Consider the following 14,420-nt stretch of genomic DNA (forward strand, 5'->3'; position numbering starts at 1 on the left):
CTTTAAGAATTAAAAATTTCATTTGGAATTAACCCTTTATTATTAACAAATTCTTCGACTAAATGAAAGTGAGTTAATCGATTGTTTATCCAATATTCTTTAGGGGCGTGCTCAACCATAAAAATTTGAAAATAATTTTCGTTGTCAACTGTTATATGTTCTATAAATGAGTTTAAAAGTGTAAACGCATCAATTAATTTTGTCTTATCATCATTGTCACCACTTCCATAATATGGAATACTTGGTTGGTCTATAAATAGAAATTGAGGTACATGTATTTGTCCTACGTTTAACATATGCTGGTGAAACCCTAGATAAACACATAAATGTAAAAACATATAATTAGATTTACTCCCAATATTGGTTAAGGGAAACAATTGCCCAGGAGGATGTAGTTTTAAACTCATGTCATTATCATCAAATTTGGTCAGATAATCGCTGTATTTTAGTGTGGTTAGTTTATTGAAGTTTTGCTGAATACTTGAATTTAAGTTATCTTTCATTATGCTCTTTAAACTCTCATTACTTTTAGGTATCTCTATTAAATCTGTTTTTTCATCATTTAATTTATTGAGTTCTATATTATCAATAGGTTTAATAGTTGGTTCTTTCGGTAGTTGTTCAAATGCATTTTTAATTTCTCCAAAACGAATAAAACTTTGACTTTCTTTTACATAGTCATCTTTTAGTTTTTTAACTTTTTGTATTTCTTCTTCAATATTTTTTATCTGCTTGTCTAGCTCTTTTACGTCTCCTTTAACTTCAATTGGAGGAATTGTTTTTTTAGATAAACCATTTTTTATTTGATTTAATGAATCTGATAAAGTTTCAATAAATAATTCTGTTTCTCTAGAATGTATAAGTTGATTTGATAATTTAGTATTTAAAAATTCTATAGGTTGTAGACTGTCTTCCGACTTTTTTAAATTTCGTTTATACTTATTATATTCTTTTTGATATTGATTTATGGCATTTATTTGAAGACGAATTTCAGTTCTTTTTCTATTTAATTTATCTAAATCATTAAATAATTTTGTGTTTTTAACTATTGCTTTTTTCTTTTCTATTATTGATTTTATTTCATTAATAGCATCATCAATATTGTCAAATGTTTTGGAGTATTCAATAAATTCAAATTCTTTACACTTAGTTATAATTTTAAGAATATCTTCATTAAACTTTTTAATGTTTTTTTCATTTGAATTATGTTGCCTTTTTATAGCTTTAAGAGATTTGTTTATTTCCTTTAATCTTTCTTCAGCTTTGATATTTTTCATTCCGTCAATACCTATAACCAAATCAAAAATATGTTTCAAAGCTTTGTCATATTCTTCTTTCCCATAGAAAGAAGTATCAAAATATGTTTCAGATACGCCAATAACATCTTCTGTAAGTGAATTAAATAACAAGAAATGTCTATATGATATATTAAAAGAAACGGCTCCAGAATCCTTGCCAAAAGGAAATCTAATAGAGTCTGTAACCCCAAACTCTTCATCAAGGATTGACTTTATTTCAGAGATTTCTTTGTTAGGCTTTATAGTATTAAGAAACCCTCCAAAATTGAAACATACATCGGAAGAAACAGCTCCACTTTGTGGGGTTCTCCTGACTATAGATATTTGTTTTTCATTAATAGTGAAATTGATTCCAAACCATGCTACCTTTTCATTAATAGTATTTGCTACTTTGGTTCTCCCTGATAACAGGCAGTAGTCTATTATACTCCAAAAACTTGTTTTTCCTGTATCGGAATCTCCAGTAATTACATTTATTTTGTTTGGTAAAAAATGATAACTCTCAGTAGAATCTTCATCATTATTAAACCATAATTTTATTTCATGAAGAATGAATTTCATAATTGAATTCTTAATATTTTATAAAGTTGTTCAGTTGAGCATTTTTCTATTATGCTTAAAAAGTAAGGGATGATTTTATTAATTTTATTAAATCTATCACCTAGTAAGATATTTTCAAGATTAAGATCAGAATCATTATTAATTACTTTTTGGTTTTGAAAGGATATTAGCCCTCCATTATAAAGCATTTTTAGTGAGTTAATTGAGACAGGTAATAATGAGAGGTACCTTTTATTAAAAGATGTGAAAATATGTGGTTTTTCATCAATTAAATTTTCCAATTCTATATGATTTCTATTGTTTGATAGATAATTAACAGTCCTGTCGTCGAGTAAAAAAGGTAAGACTAATGAAATACGAGCAATATCAATTGTTTTGGTTTCATTTAATAAGGACAAAAAAATACAGCTAGCAATAGCTTCATTATTATATACATAGTATATTTCTTTCATTATAATTGTTTTTTGTATTTTTTCTCCCAATCAAGGTGCCAGCCTATTTCTAATTCATTTGATAGAGCATAAAAATGACCATTGCTATGTTCAATACTTAGTGGGTGAATTCCGTTAATAATTAGTTCTTTTCTTCTAATAAAATCAACTAATTCGATTCCTAAATCTTTAATCTTTTCTTCAAAAGACTCAATAGGAGCTCCGTTATTTATTTGTTTGTTTATTTTTCTAAACTTTGATTTAAACTCATTAGCCCAATATTCTATACTGCTCTTTTTGAATTCTTCTGCCTCAGTAAATAGAATAAAGTTTTCCTCCTCTGTCCAGTAAGTGAAGTCATTTATAAATTTAAGCATGTGAGTAGTGTATTTTTTAATATCATTAGAGCCAATCTGTGTTTCTTCAATGTCTAACAATTGCTTAACAAATGTTTGGTTTTCGATATTTTCAGGTAGGATTATAGGGAAGTTTCTAGAAGGTAGAGGTGTTTTTTCATTGGCTATTTTAAAACACTTCCCAAACCTTTTATTAAAGTCTTGAAACGAAATTTCGAATTTATTTTTATTTTTAATTTCAAGGTATTTGGCAGCCTGTAAGTTTGAATATAAATTATTATAGATAATCTCTACAAATTTTTCTTGTCTAACGTTTTGTAGAATTCTATTTTTTATTTTTTTAATTATTTCATCAACACTAGTTTCTATATCTAGTTTTTTTATAAAAGGCTTTAATTTTCGTTTGCCCATTTTTAAGAAAGTATTAATATACTTTTTTAGGGTCTTATCTGTAGTTTTATTTTTTAATTCTTTTGCTCTTTCAAAAATAAGATTAACATTTTCAGATTTTTTAAAATTACGGATAGCCTCTACAAAATCATTATTTCCTTCATTTTTATTAGTAACCAAAATAAAAGAATGTTTTTCTATAAACTTGCTATCTGCTTGAATAAAAGTAATCCAATTATTTAATGTTTTCCATAAATCAATATCTAGTTCAGTTAAGTTTTTGATATTGCCAATAGTGTTTTTTTGTACGGAGTGTTTTGCTTGAAACAAAACGGTAGAGCCATCTGATTTATCTATATGTACATCATCCTTTACTTCAAAACCTACTTTTTCTCCAACTTTTAGTTCAAGAGCTAGATACATGAAGTAATAAAATTGATAATCAAAACCTATTGATTGAGGTCCAGCAGTGTGGTCTTCTAATTTTTCTTTAGCCATATATTATTTACGGGGGGTAATAATAACTTTATCTTTTCATTTCCAAATATATATAAAATTTCATGAAGTATAATTAATTTAATTACAAAGAAAAGCCTCTGTAAAAAGAGGCTTTATTAAAAGAAATCAATAACTTAATTATTTACCCCATATTTTGCAATCATTTAATCCGATATATAAATTAGCGGTTAAGCCATCACAAATACCAATAACTGTAATTCTTTGCTCTTTTCTTAAAGCAGCTACAACGTTTTTATCATTAATGGAGCATTTAATTGTAGTAAAATCATAACGACTACCAACTTTTAAATCCACACTAACTTTACCCCAAACTTCACTTATGTCAGAAACAATGCCTGTAATGGCTAGTTTTTTACTTTTATACTTTTTGTCAGCAGCTATTTCGTTTTCATTATAAGCTCTGTATAATTGATTAGCCGTAAGTTCTGCATCTACGTTTAACACATACGAACTTTTAGGATAAACCTTTCTAACATGCTTTGTGTATCCTTTTAAGGTTGATATAAAAGGGAAAGAATGAGTTTGGTTATTTTTTAAAGGAAACCAAGAGCTAACCGAATTGTTAGCTTCATATAGCTTGTTTAAGAATGTTTCGTTGTTAGGTTGAAGTAAAGTAAACACTCCTGTCATATCATATGCTTTTTCAATGCTTTCTGATTGATTAGTTTCTGAGTTGTATACTTTACTAGGTTTGCCAAATAAGCTATACTTTTTCTTATATCTATCGAAAACTTCAACCACCTCAGCAGGTATACCCCCTTTATTTGGAGTTGCTAGTTGAATGGTAGAAATAACAAACTTCATTTTATCAGAACCATTTTCGGATTTTTCAACTTGATTAACCAAAGGTTCTTCTAATGTAAATGCTTCTTCGCCTTTACTATCCTTGTAAATAGCTCTTGTTCCATTGTTTAATAAAGTAAGGAGAGGAAGGTACTCAATGGAAACGACTTTATCAGTTACTAATGTTTTATAAGTTTGAGTAGATTCTAAATTGCTTAAAGTATTTTCTCGTAGCTGTTTAAATCTGTCAGGTAATTGTTTTACGTTTTTTAATGTTTTTTGATTGTAGTCAGAGTACTTAGAGGAGTTAATTCTTGATATAAAAGAATTAGTAGATGTTGTAGAAGAGTTGTTTTTAGAGTTTATAAAACTTCCTGAAATAATAAATATTAATAAGTAGGCTCCATATCTAAGAGTTTTATTGTTCCAAGGTTTAAAACTCTCTTTAATTTTGGAAGAAATCGTTGGGTAGAGTAGTACCCCTAAAAGAATGAATAAAATAGCAGGAATAAAATCTTTACGAATAAGACCACCTAAGCCTGATAATAAAAATAATACAGAAACAATTTTTTTAACTGTGTTCATAGAACTGAATTTTAAAGAGCTTCAGTCCCAAAAGCTATGGTTAAATTACAGAAAAAAGCGTGGGTACTGTAGCTTACTGCAACTGAGGTACTGGTATACCCGATACACAAATAAACTAAGCCCACGCCAAAGCATGAGCATTAGGTCTATTCATCTCGTGTATCTTTAAATTACCAGTTTTCAGTTACAAGAATAAATAGCTAACGCTAATTAATATTTTTCAAGAGTTCTTTTATACTCTTATATATTTTGTTTTAGTACAAATTAAATTTTGCACTACATCAAAATTACGAATTAATTGCTAAACTTTGATTTTTAAATCTATCATAAAGTATTAAAACTTGCGAAGCTGAAAATTCTTTACCTCTTCTAGTTTTATACCCATTGTCATTGAGTTGATTTGCAATCTTTCTATAGCTGAGATTTTGATTATCTCTTAGTCCGACAATTGCAAGTGTAGCCATTTTATTTTGTGAATTGTTTAAAGCATTTCTTTTTATAGCCTCTGTTCCTTTTTGTCGGGCTTCTGCGGTTAGATTTTGAGGAGAACCAAGTTTGACACCTTTTTTCACTAACTCTGCTAATGCTAGCTTTGTTCGTTTACTGATTAACTCTCTTTCTTCTTGTGCTAATACTGCGAGTATTCCAATTGTTAGTGAATTAGCATCAGGCATATCAGCACAAACAAAGTTTACATTGCTTTCCTTTAGCATGTATATAAACTTAACATTACGAGAGAGTCTATCCAATTTTGCTATTAAGAGAGTCGCATTTTCATATTTGCAATGTTCAATAGCTTTAAGAAGCTGAGGACGTTTATCTAGCTTCGCACTTTCGATTTCTTGATATTCACATAGTAATTCATCATTTGAAGTAATAAAATGGCTTACAGCTGATTTTTGAGCCTCTAACCCCAAACCCGAGTTCCCTTGTTTGATGGAGCTGACTCTATAGTAACTTATATATATCATTTTTTGTAACGTTTCTTAGTTGGACGTTTGTGAGTTTTAACGCTATGAATGATAGCCTCTATGTCTTCCTTTTGTCGATAGAAAGAATTTGATAGCTTTAGTATTACCTTGAGTTATTAATTTAAAAAGTGCTGCTTCTGATTCATCTAATCGTATTTCGTTTACTTCATCAATTGCAGCCATATACTTTTTATCGTTTTTAATCCATCTATAGTGAGTAGAACGATTAATACCTACAATTTTGCATGACCTAGCAACGTTGCTGTATGTCATGTACATAGCCTTAACCATATTTTTTTTCTTAATTCTTGTAGATAAATTACTTTCGTTAAAATTTAAGTTTTGTGAAAAATGTTGCATTTTGTCTAGTTTATTTTGTGTTACTCCAAAATTTTGCGATTGATTAAATCTACATCCTCATTTAGTATATCAATAGGATGTTCCCAGTATCTATAACCATTGTAGTAAAATACTCTGTATAGAATGCCGTCAAAAACCTCAGGCTTTCCGAAAAATCGAATATGTGAGACTAAGTGTAAAAACAGTTGATTATTACCGAATTTCTTTCTTAAAGTATAGAAATGTGGATTTTTAGGCATTGTTTTAGCAAAAATCCATTCACAAGATTCTAGTGTTTTTCCCACAAATTCATCGGTCAAATTATAATGCCCTCTAATTTTATACTCGTCACATTTCCAAAGCTGTTTTTGAGATGTTAGAGAGGTTTTTGTTAGTTCCGTGACACTAATGTTGTTTTGAGCTAAATAGAAGCTTAAAATGTGTCTGTAGCAAAACTCATTATTTAATCCGTACCCTAGTAGAGCTACTTTAGATTTGTTGTGTTTAACAAGGAGGAAGGTAATGGTAGTTTGTATTCGCTTTATTCCTAATCTTTCAAGATTGTCTTTATACAAGAGATAGCAAGCGTAGTAATCTTTAGCTTTCTGATTGTAATAGAACCTATAGGTGTTTAAGCCTCTTATTCGTTTTATATTTTCTTTTCCTGTATAATCCCCGTAAACTTTACCTGTTACGCTAATACAGAGGTAATTTTGCTTTAACAGCTCCGCTGTATGTACAAACGGAGCTGTTATAATAGTTGTATCTTTTATCATTACTAAAGATACGAAATTTTAAGGTTTAATGAAAGAGTTGGTTGTGTTTTTAAATGCTTGTGTTATTTTACTTTCAAGTTCCTCTAAAAAAGGAGTTTCCATAATTGCCTTTTCATTGTCTGCTATACTTTTTACTCTGCTTTTTACCTTACTTATAAATGAAGCATTCTTATTTGTATCAGCCAATGCTGCATCAATCATTTTACAAGTTTCTTCAACATTACCAATAGATTTAATACCTTCACTAGCTAGTAATTTATCTATATCTGATGGTTTGTTAATGTTATTGGGAATAAACATTGTTTTTTGTTCTTTGTAAATCTCCTTATAATCATTGTACCAGTACTGTATAAGTTTATTGTAAATTTTGTCATCAAATAAATCTTGGAGAGTAAGAGTCTTTTTTCCTAATTTTTTGGCAATTTCCTTTAGGAACTTGTTGTGGTATTGAGCCTCGTACCTTAAATATTCCCCGTCTTTAAACTTTATAGGTTTATTCTTTCTTTCTTTTTTAGACTTGTTGTAAAATAATAGTGTTTTGTACTTGGATATAGAATTGTAGTATAATGTGTCCTTAAAAGGAGTACTTTTCATTAAGTGTTTGTGCTTACCAAGTACTTCAAAATAAGAAGCAGGATTGTGTGACATTCTAGCTGTAGTTTGTAAGTCTAGTCGTCTAATTGCTCCGTTGAAGAGGTTTATTTCTGATTTCTCTTGTAACTCTAGCAGATAATTCCGTAGTTCCTCTTTTCTTAGTGTATAAAAATTACTTCCATAAATTTCCATTACAGGATTAAGTGTAAAGCGTATGTAGTTTTTGTAAACCCTTACTTCTATATTATTGTTGTTCGCTAGTTTTCCTGTGCTATAATTAACAGTTCCAGTGTCGTCTGACACGTTTAGTATTTTATTTGTTAGCTTTAGCTTGTTGTCTAAGCTAATAGAATAGGGTAGGTCAAAAACAAGTTTATCTACGCCTATTGAATTTCCATTTTTTGGAAATGGTTTCATATTGTTATATAGAAGTGAGGTGTTCATGGTAGTTTTTTGTTAGCTTTTCTTGCTATCTACCATTGAAGAGATAAGTTCTTTTTTGCTGTAATATAATTTAGAACCAAGTCTCTTTTCTGAAATCACTCCTCGTTTAACATAACTTCTTAATGTAGGTAAGCTAATGCCTAAAAAGAATGCAGCTTCATTTCTTGATAATAATTCATCATTAATACTGGATTTTTCGTTATTGATTTTGCTAATTTCTTCTTTAAATACGGAGCTAACAATTTGTTTTAACTCCTTTATATCTATATTTTGTAGTTGTATAATATTATGTGCCATAAAATATGTTTTTATACTTTAAGGCAAGATTAATTGATATTAACGATTAAGTAGTTTGGGTAAAATTTGGATGTGTTTGGAGCCGTTAAATTGTATTAATTACGGGTAAAATTTTTATTAAAGTACTTTTCTACAAACTCCTCGTGAGAAAATCCTTTTGACATAGAATCAGTATTTATACGAGTCCCGTAAGTGTTATTTAGGAACAAAACAAATGTTTTCATTGCTAAATCATAAGTAAAAATATGTTCTTTATAATTTTTATTGTCAAATACAGCTTTACTTAGTGCTTGAAATTTTGGAAGAGGTTTGGAGTTGTTATCTATTACATTAGCTTCTCTAAGGGTGTTAATGAAAAAGATAAATTCTTTCTGCCCCCTGAAAATAGTAAAATCGAAATCTTTTACCTTAAAATCAGTAGTGTTTACATGTTTTAAGACTTCCTTTTTTAATTGATTCAGAATTTTAAATTGAATTTCTTGATTTTCTTTAGTGTTTATTTCTGTAAAAATTTGATCTATGGTATTTAATATTTTGTTGCAACAGTCTAACTTATCTTCTTCAAACATTATAGGTAGCGATGCGTTTATCTGACTTATAGCATATTTTAATGATAGTCTTAAACCTTGTTCGGACTTATTCCCCATTGAAAGGATGTAACTTCCTTCGGTATTTCTTATATCTTCAAAGAAATTTATTAGATTATTGAGGTCTTCACATTTTAACATAGAAATATTATTTATACCATTCATTAAATAATTCTGAAAGTCCTTCAGATAATTCTTCTTTAGAAATACCTATATATTTAAAAAAGTCTTTTTCTTTTTTGTGTCCTGTTACTGCCATTATTTGTTGAATAGGTACTTTTCGTCTATACATATTAGAAGCAAATGACCTGCGCCCTGTGTGAGTTGAAACTCTATCAAATCTTTGATATTTTATTTCTTTTAGTTGACCTCCCTTTAATTCAGAAATAGTAATTTCATTGTTTAAAGTTTCAATCTCTTTGCATACTAATTTGATGTTTTCGTTAACTTTTTGGGCAGATATTGCGGGTGTTGAAAAATTATGCTTTTTTAAAATTTTTAAAGTTATTGGATGAATAGGAGTGACAACTAGTCTATCTGTTTTTTCAACTCTGATTTTTATTACATTTCTTTCTAAGTCGATATTTTCTCTTCTTATTCTAAAAATATCACTAATTCTTAAACCTGTCCATGAACCTAGAAGAAGTACGTCTCTAGCTTTGTCCATTGTATGGTTATTCGATAAATCTAATTCTTCAAGCTCAGTTAGTTCTTTTTCGGAAAGAAAAACAATTTCATTGGCGGTTTTTTCTCTTTTATGAACACGCCAGTATTTTTCTTGGTAAGATAATGGTAATTGAACTCCTCTTTCTAATTTTGCATTATTAATAAGACTTTTGATGTTTTTAATATGTTTACCTATTGTATTGGAGCTTAAGTTTAGTTCTTTTTCGAGGTATTCGATTAAATTATCATATAGCTCATTGCTGAGTGTTAAAAAAGAAACTGTATTTCCTGTACTACGTTCGAAATTTTTAAGATGATTAAACGTTTGGTTGTAGCTACATTTAGTGCCTTTGCTTATGGGTTTCCCTGTTCTTGTATTCTTTTTGTTTTCTAGCTTGTTCTTAAAGTCTTCAAAATAAGTCCAAAATGACATCTCTGATAGGTTTCTGTCTTCTTTAAATAATCTAGTGGTTAAAATATTTTTTAATTCATTTTTGTTTGGTAAGCCATTATATTTTTTCTTTAAATCTGCTATTGTACTTTTTATGATGATTTCTATTCTGTCTAGCTCTTCTTGAACAAAATTGTATTCTGTCCTGTTCTTTTTAATAGATTTAGAATTTTTGTTCCAAGCTGAAGGCTTAATTTTTTGTTTAGTTGTACTTTTTACTCTTTGACCTGAATAGGTAAGAGTGTATAATATAGGGGTGGCGATTTTTGAGTTAGGGTCTTTAAGAATGAAACTTATTCTAGCCATTTTTTAAATTTTAATGAAAATAATAAAATTTAGGCTTGTGGACAAAAAGTAGACACCTTAATAAAAGTTATATGGACAAAAAGTAGACGCTTTTTTTTACTTTAAGTTAATTTCTTTTAATCTAATTTAACTGTTTATATTGGCTTAACCCTTTGAAAACATTAAGGAAAATAAAAAGGGTCTATCTTTCGATAAACCCTTTAGCGGTCTGGACGGGACTCGAACCCGCGACCCCCTGCGTGACAGGCAGGTATTCTAACCAGCTGAACTACCAGACCGTTGCTTAAAGCGATTGCAAATATAGAATTACTTCTGTTATTTACAAATATTTTATAAAGAACGTCTCTTTAAGTAAGAGAAACTTTTCGCGGTCTGGACGGGACTCGAACCCGCGACCCCCTGCGTGACAGGCAGGTATTCTAACCAGCTGAACTACCAGACCGTTGCGTTAAGCGGATGCAAATATATAACTTTATTTTAATTAAAAAAGGAAAATTTTATAAAAATTTTCGACGACTAATAAGATAAGACGTAAGTATGTCATTGTAGCCTTCATGTATGTTTACAGGTATATAATCTATTTTGTATTGTAAACATTTGTTCTTTAAGTTTTTAAAAAAAACGTTTGTTAATTCTGTATACTTTTGCTGTACATTTTCTGCGTATAAATTTATTTCTTCTCCAGTTTCTACGTCAATAAATTTTTTGGGTGAATTTCCAAAATTGAACGAAAATTCTAATTCTTTATCATACGTATGAAATAAAACTACTTCGTGTTTATTATGTTTTAAATGTCTAAGAGCATCAAAAAGTTCTTCATTATCTTTAGTTGTTTGAAACATATCGGTAAATAAAAATATTAAAGATCGTCTATGAATTTTCTCTGCTATCTCGTGTAGATATTCATAAGTATGGGTAGATGATTTTGAAGTTGAATTGATTAATGTTTCTAATTGGTTTAAAATCATCTTCCTATGGCGTTCACTTCCTTTTTCAGGTGCATAGTACTCATATTTGTCAGAATAGATACTTAAACCTACTGCATCACGTTGTTTTTTTAAGATATCCATCAAACATGCACTGGCAACTGCTGAATAACCAACCTTATTAAGGTTATTGATAGTTTGTTTTTCAATAATAGGATAGTGCATGGATGCAGAATTATCAATGATAATATGGCATCTTAAATTTGTTTCTTCTTCATACTTCTTAGTGTATAGCTTTTCTGTTTTAGCAAAAAGTTTCCAATCTATGTGCCGAGTACTTTCACCTTTATTGTATAATTTATGCTCTGAAAATTCCACAGAAAACCCATGAAAAGGACTTTTATGCATCCCTGTAATAAAGCCTTCTACTACTTGTTTGGCGTGTAGTTCAAGGTTTTTTATTTCTGACGAAAGAGAGTTGTTTAAATCAATCATAAGTATCGAAAATAAAAAAAGGTTTAGCAATAGCCAAACCTTTTAGTTTATATCTTTTAAGTAAGTTACTTTTTTATTTGTTGTGCTCTGTCCATTGTGTCAACTACCATTAATAATTTTTTTAATAATATAGGATTGTAAGTTGGATTGTCATTTAAAAATGCTTGAACTATTGAGTGTGCCTTCTTCGATGTATAATTACCAACAGAACTTGTTAACCATCTTTTTGGGAAAAATATATCACCGGTTAATTGAATTTCTTCTAAAAGTTCTAAGCATGTTTTTAGGTGTTTAGTGGCGCTTTCTTGCCTAAGAGGATGATGAATATTAGTTAAAGCAGCTGTAACCCAAGATTCTTTTTCTCTATTTTTAGCTTCTTTTAAGGAATGCATAAAATTATCACGAATTTTTTCATCTGAAGAAAGAGAAGGAAGTAACCAGGTAAAACGTTCCTTTTTATCTTTATTAGTAATTTTTTCAAGTTGTTTAGCTAAAATTATATCAGATTCAGGATGCTTATATATTGCTAGTTTCATGGCTAAACTCGTTAACTCACTTTCATTTAATGTAAAGTTTTTTGTAGAAACTTGTCCGCTCCATAATCTATATAAAATTGCAGTACCTCTTTCTTGATAAGCTACTTTTGTAAGTAAATTGTATAGTGTCTTTTGTATGTTTTTAGAATTTGATTTTGATAATTCGGTAGTAATCATTTTGGTTAAGTTAGTACCAGTTTCTATACGTTCATTCTCATTTAAAAATTTCCAAAAGATAGTATTGATACTATTGGTAATATAATTGAGTATTAATTCATTCTTTTCTGAACGTAATCCTGCTAAAAAAGAATACATGGCTGTTTTGATAGGAGTTTTTCCAGAAAGCATATTTTCGAATAAATTAATATAGCTATGCCCTCTAGCAATATCGTTTTTAATTAAAAAAATAGCATCGTTGTTAAAAGGAAAAATACCATAACCAAAACCATTATAATTATATATTATTTCTAAAGGTTTAGGAAGTCCAATAGCTTCATTTATAGTAATTGATTGATTGTTTAAATTACATGAAAGTATTTTTACTTCATTTGGGTATACTAAACCAATTGAGAATGATTGTTCCCAAATATTAGACGAACCATCTTCTGCTTTTTGTTTAACAGTAAAAGAATCTATTTTTCCATCTTTATAGTTAATAGCATCAGATATAATAGGACGTCCTGATGAATTTACCCAAATAGTACTCCATTGAGTAATGTTTTTAGATGAGTTTTTATCAAAGATAGCTACAAGTTCATTCCAATCAGCATTACTATTAGCATAAGTAGTAATGTATTCTTGAATTCCTTTTTGAAAGTTGTCTTTTCCTACTAGTAATTCTAATTGTCGCATCATAATTGGAGCTTTATTGTAGATGATTCTCCCATATAATGAACCTGCATTTTTTAAATTGTCTAAATTTTGACGAATAGGGTTAGTACCTTTGGTTCTGTCTTCTGAATATGCACTAGGGTAATGAGACATCATAAAATTTAAGTCATGATTTACCTCAGGAAAAACTGGGTTCATGATTTTATCAGCCATGAAATTTGCAAAAACTTCTTTCATCCAAACATCATTAAACCATCGCATTGTAACTAAATTACCAAACCACATATGAGAAGTTTCATGCGCTATTAATTTTGCTCGACGTAGTTTACGAGTTTGTGTAGCGTTTTCATCTAAAAAAAGTAAGTTTTCTCTATACTGAATTGCCCCAGTGTGTTCCATACCACCATATTGAAAAGGAGGGAGGGTTGCGAAATCCATTTTTTGAAAAGGAAAACTGTAGTTAGTATACTTTTCTAAAAAGTTTAATGAGTTTTGGTGAATAGAAAAAATAGCATTTAAACTTTCATTTATTTTGCTAGGGTTTGTTTCTCTATATAAAAAGCGCATAGGAAATGCACCAGGGTTTTTAATTTCTTCGTTAAACTTACCCGCAACAAACGAAAATAAATAAGTACTCATTTTATCAGTTTGTTTAAAGTTATGTTCTGTAAAATCACCTTTAGGAATTACATTCTTTTCAAATGCACCACATAGTACTTTCCAGTCTTTAGGAGCTGTAATTGTTAAATTGTAAATTGCTTTAATGTCTGGCTGATCAAAACAAGGAAATAAAGTACTTGCTCTATCTGGCACTAAAAGGGTGTATAAATATTCTTCGTTTCTGTTTAAAGAAAGTTCGCCAGCATCAAATTCAATTACTATCTTATTATTACCTACTTTCAAAAGAGTTTTGTTTATAATTATATGCTCATTTTTATGTAGGATGGAACTAGTAGAATTATTAACGATTATTGATTTTAAATGATTCGTTTTTTCATTGAAATCTAAAACTAAGTCGTTTTTTATGTTAGTTATATTGAGGGATAAAGATACCTTAGCAGGTATTTTTTCTTCTTTTTTGGATGGTATATGGAAATTTAAATTATAAATAACATCTTTTATTTGTTTATTTCTAAGCTTAGCTAAGTTTAAAGAAATACCTTTTTCAATATTTTTATTAATGGGCTGTTGTTCTTTATTACAAGAAAAAAACAATACCAATAAACTTAAAGAGAGTATGTATTTATTCATAATTTAAGTATAGTAGTTCGTGTTGAG

13 protein-coding genes and 2 tRNA genes are annotated in these 14,420 nt (G+C 29.1%); all 15 read right to left on the bottom strand.

Features of this window, described 5'->3' with window-relative positions; all coding sequences use genetic code 11:
- Positions 1-2 precede the first annotated feature (2 nt).
- Positions 3-1,859 (bottom strand): DUF3732 domain-containing protein, encoded by a 1,857-nt coding sequence (locus tag ACKTTQ_RS16835; protein WP_408049868.1) that lies wholly within the window; start codon positions 1,857-1,859, stop codon positions 3-5.
- Positions 1,856-2,311 (bottom strand): three component ABC system middle component, encoded by a 456-nt coding sequence (locus ACKTTQ_RS16840; protein WP_408049869.1) that lies wholly within the window; start codon positions 2,309-2,311, stop codon positions 1,856-1,858. The genes ACKTTQ_RS16835 and ACKTTQ_RS16840 overlap by 4 nt, the downstream gene beginning before the upstream one ends.
- Positions 2,311-3,534 carry a hypothetical protein gene (locus ACKTTQ_RS16845; protein ID WP_408049870.1) on the bottom strand — a complete coding sequence of 408 codons (1,224 nt, stop codon included), beginning with the start codon at positions 3,532-3,534 and terminating at the stop codon, positions 2,311-2,313. The genes ACKTTQ_RS16840 and ACKTTQ_RS16845 overlap by 1 nt, the downstream gene beginning before the upstream one ends.
- Before the next feature lie 138 nt (positions 3,535-3,672).
- Positions 3,673-4,923 (bottom strand): OB-fold protein, encoded by a 1,251-nt coding sequence (locus tag ACKTTQ_RS16850; RefSeq protein WP_408049871.1) that lies wholly within the window; start codon positions 4,921-4,923, stop codon positions 3,673-3,675.
- 287 nt (positions 4,924-5,210) lie between these two features.
- Positions 5,211-5,894, bottom strand: coding sequence for a recombinase family protein (locus ACKTTQ_RS16855; RefSeq protein WP_408049872.1), 684 nt, complete (start codon positions 5,892-5,894; stop codon positions 5,211-5,213).
- Positions 5,895-5,936: 42 nt separating this feature from the next.
- A complete protein-coding gene (locus ACKTTQ_RS16860) occupies positions 5,937-6,254 on the bottom strand; it encodes a phBC6A51 family helix-turn-helix protein (RefSeq protein ID WP_408049873.1) in 318 nt (105 codons plus the stop codon).
- A 20-nt stretch (positions 6,255-6,274) separates the two neighbouring features.
- A complete protein-coding gene (locus tag ACKTTQ_RS16865; protein ID WP_408049874.1) occupies positions 6,275-7,009 on the bottom strand; it encodes a hypothetical protein in 735 nt (244 codons plus the stop codon).
- Between the two features lie 18 nt (positions 7,010-7,027).
- Positions 7,028-8,020 carry a hypothetical protein gene (locus tag ACKTTQ_RS16870; protein ID WP_408049875.1) on the bottom strand — a complete coding sequence of 331 codons (993 nt, stop codon included), beginning with the start codon at positions 8,018-8,020 and terminating at the stop codon, positions 7,028-7,030.
- A gap of 39 nt (positions 8,021-8,059) precedes the next feature.
- Positions 8,060-8,344 (bottom strand): helix-turn-helix domain-containing protein, encoded by a 285-nt coding sequence (locus tag ACKTTQ_RS16875; protein ID WP_408049876.1) that lies wholly within the window; start codon positions 8,342-8,344, stop codon positions 8,060-8,062.
- A gap of 95 nt (positions 8,345-8,439) precedes the next feature.
- Complete coding sequence (locus ACKTTQ_RS16880; RefSeq protein WP_408049877.1) at positions 8,440-9,096, bottom strand: hypothetical protein; 657 nt, start codon at positions 9,094-9,096, stop codon at positions 8,440-8,442.
- Positions 9,080-10,354 carry a tyrosine-type recombinase/integrase gene (locus ACKTTQ_RS16885; RefSeq protein ID WP_408049878.1) on the bottom strand — a complete coding sequence of 425 codons (1,275 nt, stop codon included), beginning with the start codon at positions 10,352-10,354 and terminating at the stop codon, positions 9,080-9,082. The genes ACKTTQ_RS16880 and ACKTTQ_RS16885 overlap by 17 nt, the downstream gene beginning before the upstream one ends.
- 204 nt (positions 10,355-10,558) lie before the next feature.
- Positions 10,559-10,632, bottom strand: a tRNA-Asp gene (locus ACKTTQ_RS16890).
- 90 nt (positions 10,633-10,722) lie between these two features.
- Positions 10,723-10,796: transfer RNA gene (locus ACKTTQ_RS16895), tRNA-Asp, on the bottom strand.
- 55 nt (positions 10,797-10,851) lie between these two features.
- Positions 10,852-11,775: a DUF58 domain-containing protein gene (locus ACKTTQ_RS16900; protein ID WP_408049879.1), complete on the bottom strand. Its 924-nt coding sequence runs from the start codon at positions 11,773-11,775 to the stop codon at positions 10,852-10,854.
- Between the two features lie 65 nt (positions 11,776-11,840).
- Positions 11,841-14,393, bottom strand: coding sequence for a M1 family metallopeptidase (locus ACKTTQ_RS16905; RefSeq protein ID WP_408049880.1), 2,553 nt, complete (start codon positions 14,391-14,393; stop codon positions 11,841-11,843).
- Positions 14,394-14,420: the final 27 nt, after the last annotated feature.

Source organism: Tenacibaculum halocynthiae, from assembly GCF_964512825.1.
Lineage (GTDB): Bacteria > Bacteroidota > Bacteroidia > Flavobacteriales > Flavobacteriaceae > Polaribacter > Polaribacter halocynthiae.

What these genes read in the sequence shown, in the direction of transcription:
- ACKTTQ_RS16835 (WP_408049868.1), bottom strand. Translation starts at nt 1,859, where the DNA reads ATGAAATTCATTCTTCATGAAATAAAATTATGGTTTAATAATGATGAA.
- ACKTTQ_RS16840 (WP_408049869.1), bottom strand. Translation starts at nt 2,311, where the DNA reads ATGAAAGAAATATACTATGTATATAATAATGAAGCTATTGCTAGCTGT.
- ACKTTQ_RS16845 (WP_408049870.1), bottom strand. Translation starts at nt 3,534, where the DNA reads ATGGCTAAAGAAAAATTAGAAGACCACACTGCTGGACCTCAATCAATA.
- ACKTTQ_RS16850 (WP_408049871.1), bottom strand. Translation starts at nt 4,923, where the DNA reads ATGAACACAGTTAAAAAAATTGTTTCTGTATTATTTTTATTATCAGGC.
- ACKTTQ_RS16855 (WP_408049872.1), bottom strand. Translation starts at nt 5,894, where the DNA reads ATGATATATATAAGTTACTATAGAGTCAGCTCCATCAAACAAGGGAAC.
- ACKTTQ_RS16860 (WP_408049873.1), bottom strand. Translation starts at nt 6,254, where the DNA reads ATGCAACATTTTTCACAAAACTTAAATTTTAACGAAAGTAATTTATCT.
- ACKTTQ_RS16865 (WP_408049874.1), bottom strand. Translation starts at nt 7,009, where the DNA reads ATGATAAAAGATACAACTATTATAACAGCTCCGTTTGTACATACAGCG.
- ACKTTQ_RS16870 (WP_408049875.1), bottom strand. Translation starts at nt 8,020, where the DNA reads ATGAAACCATTTCCAAAAAATGGAAATTCAATAGGCGTAGATAAACTT.
- ACKTTQ_RS16875 (WP_408049876.1), bottom strand. Translation starts at nt 8,344, where the DNA reads ATGGCACATAATATTATACAACTACAAAATATAGATATAAAGGAGTTA.
- ACKTTQ_RS16880 (WP_408049877.1), bottom strand. Translation starts at nt 9,096, where the DNA reads ATGAATGGTATAAATAATATTTCTATGTTAAAATGTGAAGACCTCAAT.
- ACKTTQ_RS16885 (WP_408049878.1), bottom strand. Translation starts at nt 10,354, where the DNA reads ATGGCTAGAATAAGTTTCATTCTTAAAGACCCTAACTCAAAAATCGCC.
- ACKTTQ_RS16900 (WP_408049879.1), bottom strand. Translation starts at nt 11,775, where the DNA reads ATGATTGATTTAAACAACTCTCTTTCGTCAGAAATAAAAAACCTTGAA.
- ACKTTQ_RS16905 (WP_408049880.1), bottom strand. Translation starts at nt 14,393, where the DNA reads ATGAATAAATACATACTCTCTTTAAGTTTATTGGTATTGTTTTTTTCT.